Annotated in this window: 4 protein-coding genes; 1 reads left to right on the top strand and 3 read right to left on the bottom strand. The window is 70.0% G+C overall.

Features of this window, described 5'->3' with window-relative positions; genetic code table 11:
* Nucleotides 1–112 precede the first annotated feature (112 nt).
* The 3 genes from ACFXBC_RS23355 to ACFXBC_RS23345 all read right to left on the bottom strand — a co-directional run bounded on the left by ACFXBC_RS23355 (nucleotide 113) and on the right by ACFXBC_RS23345 (nucleotide 3645).
* Complete coding sequence (locus tag ACFXBC_RS23355) at nucleotides 113–1729, bottom strand: DUF2637 domain-containing protein (protein ID WP_385027635.1); 1617 nt, start codon at nucleotides 1727–1729, stop codon at nucleotides 113–115.
* Nucleotides 1730–1930: 201 nt separating this feature from the next.
* Entirely contained in the window at nucleotides 1931–2641 is a 711-nt protein-coding gene (locus ACFXBC_RS23350) for a DUF3558 domain-containing protein (protein WP_385027632.1), read from the bottom strand.
* A gap of 74 nt (nucleotides 2642–2715) precedes the next feature.
* A complete protein-coding gene (locus ACFXBC_RS23345; protein WP_385027752.1) occupies nucleotides 2716–3645 on the bottom strand; it encodes a DUF3558 domain-containing protein in 930 nt (309 codons plus the stop codon).
* Between the two features lie 192 nt (nucleotides 3646–3837).
* Here ACFXBC_RS23345 and ACFXBC_RS23340 point away from each other — a divergent pair, with 192 nt between their 5' ends.
* Nucleotides 3838–5031, top strand: coding sequence for an RtcB family protein (locus tag ACFXBC_RS23340; protein WP_385027629.1), 1194 nt, complete (start codon nucleotides 3838–3840; stop codon nucleotides 5029–5031).
* Nucleotides 5032–5033: the final 2 nt, after the last annotated feature.

Raw genomic sequence — 5033 nt, 5'->3', positions numbered from 1 at the left:
GCGGGGCGGGGCGGCGGGGGCCCCCCGCGCGGCCGGGGCGGGGGGGCGTGCCGCCCCGGCCCCCCGCCCCGGGTCTTCCCGGCGCGGCGGCCCTTCCGTCTCTCCCGGCGGGTTACGCGATGTGCTCGGCGTCCAGCTCCTCCGCGTACCGCTGCTGGAAGCGGGCCAGATACGGGCGGAGCGAACTGTCGCTCAGAGTCTCGCTGTTGCGGCCCGTGACGCCGTACAGGTCCTTCAGGTACCGACCGAACTGACGGGGCGTCGGCACCTCGTTGTTCTCGCTGATGAACTTCCGGTAGGCCCCGAAGTACGCGTCCTCACGGGACACGTCCTCCGGCAGCCCCTGCACCTCCGGGCTGTCCGCCTCGGCGCTCTCGGTGCGGCCGGTCTCCTCGGAACGCTCCTCGCCCTGATCTTCGGTGCGCGGGCCGGGGATCACACCGCCGAGGGGGCGTGAGCCGCCCGCGCCGGTCGGGACCATGACCTGCGGGGTGCGGGACTCGTCGTCCTGCGGGGTGCGGGACTCGTCGTCCTGCGGGTCCTGGGGTCCCTGCTCGTACCCGGGGCCGCCGTGCTCCTGGCCGTACGGCTGCCCGTACTGCGGGCCGTACTCCTCCTGCTCGTACTGCCGGCCGTACTCCTGCTCGTACTCGGGGCCGTACTCCTCCTGCCCGTAAGGCCCGCCGTACTGCTGCTGCTCGTACCCCTGGCCCTGCGGATACCGCTGGTCGTACGCGGGCTCGTACGCCGGGTCGTAGGTGCCGGTGTACGCCTGCTGTGAGACCTGCGGCGCGGCGAACCACGGGCTCTCGTGCGTGGGCGGGGGTTCCTGCGCCTGCCCTTGCGCCTGCCCTGGTTCCTGCCCCTGCCCCTGCCCCTGAGCGGCGGGGCCGGCAGGGCCCTCCGAGGCCGAGGCCGAGGCCGAGGCCGAGGCTGAGGCCGAGGGCTGGGCCGGGGCCTCCACCGCGGCCGGTGCCTCCGCGGCTGTGCCCGTCGGGGCCGTCCCCGCCTCCAGCGCGGGCGCCGGCGGCAGCAGCACCGGCTCGATGCCGGCCGCCGCAAGACCGGACGGCGCCGTCTCCGCGAGCGGGACCCCGTACCGCGCCAGCCGCAGCGGCATCAGCGACTCGATCGGCGCCTTGCGCCGCCACGCCCGGCCGAACCGGGCCTGTAGCCGCGCCTGGTAGATCAGCCGGTCCTGTTCGAGCTTGATGACCTCGTCGTACCTGCGCAGCTCCCACAGCTTCATCCGCCGCCAGAACAGAAACGTCGGCACCGGCGAGAGCAGCCACCGGGTGAGGCGCACGCCCTCCATGTGCTTGTCGGCCGTGATGTCCGCGATCCGGCCCACCGCGTGGCGCGCCGCCTCGACGCAGACCACGAACAGCACCGGGATCACCGCGTGCATCCCGGTCCCCAGCGGGTCGGGCCAGGCCGCGGCGCCGTTGAAGGCGATCGTCGCGGCCGTCAGCAGCCACGCCGTCTGGCGCAGCAGCGGGAACGGGATACGGATCCAGGTCAGCAGCAGATCCAGCGCGAGCAGCACACAGATCCCCGCGTCGATACCGATCGGGAAGACCGTCGAGAACGAGCCGAAGCCCTTCTCCAGGGCGAGTGCGCGCACGGCCGCGTAGGACCCCACGAAACCGATCCCGGCGATGATCATCGCGCCCGCGACCACCAGCGCGACGAGTATCCGGTGCGTGCGTGTCAACTGCATCGCGGCCACCCGCGGTCTCCTCCTGAATTCGACATCCGGCGGGCACAGCCTGGCACATGTGTACGGACGGCGTTGCGCGGGTACGCCCGGAGCCCGGCCCCGAGTGGGGGCCGGGCTCCGTGGGCGGGTGCCCGAAGGCGCATACGGTGGACGGTTGTTGGCGGGCCTGACTGCGTGTCGGCCGGCAGGACTGTGTGCTGGCCGGCCCGGCTACTTGTTGGCCGAGGCCACCGAGGCCACGGCCGCCTTCGCCGCGGTCTGCGCACCCTTCGTCATATCGGCGGCCGAGGGGGACTTGAGGCCCTCGTAACCGGCGCCGTTGTGGTTGACCGTGGTGACCACGTTCTCCGTACGCGTGACGACCACGGCGTAGATGAAGTCCGCGTCGGTCTTGCGCTGTTCGTAGGTGACCGTCGTCGCCTCGTTGCCGATGCCCGGCGTGGACACCGTCTTGACGTTCTTCGCGCCGTCCGTTGCCTTCACGTCGGCCACGGCCTTGGTGTACTGGTCCTGTGCGCGCTTCTGGCCGCTGCCCAGGACGGTGTCGGAGCCGAACCGCAGATACGAGACGGAGAGCCAGCGGTACTGGGAGCCCTTGGTGCCCTTGCTCTCCAGACCGTTCCAGGAACAGCCCGCACGGGCCGACAGGTCGGTCGACTTGACCTCGGTGCCCGACTTGTCCTTCGCCTTGGGGACCAGGTCCGAGACGGTCTTCTGCGGGACCGACTTACAGGCGTCGGGCAGCTTGGCGTAGACGGCCTTCGCGACGGTCGGGGAGGCCGAAGCGCTGGGCGACGAGGAGGTGCTCGAACTCTTCTTGCCGCTGGAGCCGGAGTCCGACGAGCAGCCGGCGACGACGAGCATCACGGGGACGGCTGCACAGGCGAGAAGGCGGGTGAGTCGCGGGGCTGATCGGTGCATGGTTCCTTCGCTCATGTGTCGTACGGGTCGTACGGTCGGGCCGCCACGGTACGCCGGGGGCGCCGGCCGGCTGACTATTCGGCGATCTGGTCGGCGAGTTTGCCGGCCATGGCCTGCGTCTTGTCCTGCAGGCTCTTGGTGTCGGGGGAGGCGCCGGCCTCGGCGGGCTCCTCGCTGTACTCGACGGTGACGAGCACGTTGGAGGTGCGGAAGACCACCCGGACGGTGTGCTGCGGGGACTCGGCGCCGGCCTTGGCCGGGATGTCGGCGAGGAAGGCGGCGCTGCCGAGGCCACTGAGGGTCCGCGACTGCAGATCGGCCGCCTGGGCGTCGTCTCCCTGGTCGTCGCCGTCCTGGCCGCCGTCGCCCTGGCCGTCGTCGGCGGAGCCCTGGGTGCTGGTCTCGCCGCCGTTCTTCCCTGTGTTCTTCCCCGCGTCCTTCCCCGCATCCTCCTCCGAGCCCTTGCCCGGGTCCTTCTCCGTGCTCTTCCCCGCGTCCTTGCCCGTGCTCTTCCCGGTGTCCTGTCCGCCGTTCTTCCCGCCGGTGGAGGCGCCGCCGTCCGCGTCGTCCGACGGGGTCGAGGAGGGCGAGCTGTCACCCTCCTGGAGGCCGGCGGCGGCGAGCTTCTGGGCGTACAGGGTCTTGGCCTGGTCGTCGTCGCTGACGGTGGTGTCGTAACTCACGACGCGTTCCATCACGATGTGCAGCCGGTGCGCGTCGGCGGGCGAGTCCGCCTTCCACCGGCAGCCCACCTGCCGGTCGGTGTCGAAGGTGGCCTCGGGCGTGCCCCCGTACGCCTTCTCCTGCTGCTCCTTCGGCAGGTCGGCGATCTCCGGGAACATGTCCTTCAGTACGCCCTTGTCGGCGGCGCGGCAGGGTTCCGGCAGGGTGGAGTACTTGCCGGGCGCCGCGGCGGGAGTGGTCTCGCCCGGCTTCGCGTCGGCGGCGGAACCATCGGCCCCGGAACCGGCCGTGCAGCCGGCGACGAGCGCTGCGAGCAGCACCAAGCCGGGAACGTAAGCCCTTCGCTGCACTGTCCGAGGCTCCCTTCGGAACGGAAAACGGATACCGCCTGATGACGGTGACCGGACACAATGTCTATCGCACGCACTGGTGTACATGCCGGTCCGCTGTCGCTTTCGCGGATATTGATGCGTGTTTTTCTCATCAGGGTTGTTCGGGGGAATAGAGGAGCTATGTCGTATGTAGAGGTTCCGGGTGCGAAGGTCCCCATCCGGATGTGGGCCGACCCGGCGGCGGTCGAGGACGGTGCGATGCAGCAGCTGCGCAACGTCGCCACCCTGCCCTGGATCAAGGGCCTCGCGGTCATGCCCGACGTGCACTACGGCAAGGGCGCGACGGTGGGCTCGGTGATCGCGATGCACGGTGCGGTCTGCCCGGCGGCGGTCGGTGTGGACATCGGCTGTGGCATGTCGGCGGTGAAGACCTCACTGACGGCGAACGACCTGCCAGGTGATCTGTCGCGGCTGCGCTCCCGCGTCGAGGCCGCGATCCCAGTGGGCCGGGGGATGCACGACGACCCGGTGGATCCGGGCCGGCTGCACGGCTTCCCGACCGCGGGGTGGGACGACTTCTGGGCCCGGTTCGACGGGGTCGCCGAAGCGGTCAAATTCCGTCAGGGGCGGGCGGTGAAGCAGATGGGTTCGCTCGGATCGGGCAACCATTTCATTGAGATCTGTCTTGACGAGTCCGATTCGGTCTGGCTGATGCTGCACTCGGGTTCGCGGAACATCGGCAAGGAGCTGGCGGACCACCACATCGGTGTCGCGCAGAAACTCCCGCACAACCAGGGTCTCGTCGACCGTGACCTGGCGGTGTTCATCGCCGACACCCCGCAGATGGGGGCGTACCGGAACGACCTGTTCTGGGCGCAGGAGTACGCCAAGTACAACCGGGCGATCATGATGAGCCTCTTCCAGGACGTCATCCGGAAGGAGTTCAAGAAGGCCCGGGTGACTTTCGACCCGGTCATCAGCTGTCACCACAACTATGTGTCCGAGGAGCGGTACGAGGGCATGGACCTGCTGGTCACCAGGAAGGGCGCCATCCGTGCCGGATCCGGTGACTACGGGATCATCCCCGGCTCGATGGGCACCGGTTCGTACATCGTGAAGGGCCTCGGCAACGAGAAGGCGTTCAACTCCGCCTCGCACGGTGCCGGGCGGAGGATGAGCCGGAACGCCGCGAAGCGCCGCTTCACCACGCGGGACCTGGAGGAGCAGACGCTGGGGGTGGAGTGCCGGAAGGACTCCGGTGTGGTGGACGAGATCCCCGGGGCCTACAAGCCGATCGAGCAGGTCATCGACCGCCAGCGAGACCTGGTCGAGGTCGTCGCCAGGATCAAGCAGATCGTGTGTGTGAAGGGCTGAGC

Origin of the sequence: Streptomyces sp. NPDC059398 (assembly GCF_042751845.1) — a bacterium.
Classification (GTDB): domain Bacteria; phylum Actinomycetota; class Actinomycetes; order Streptomycetales; family Streptomycetaceae; genus Streptomyces.
This window is presented reverse-complemented; position numbering and strand designations above follow the sequence as displayed.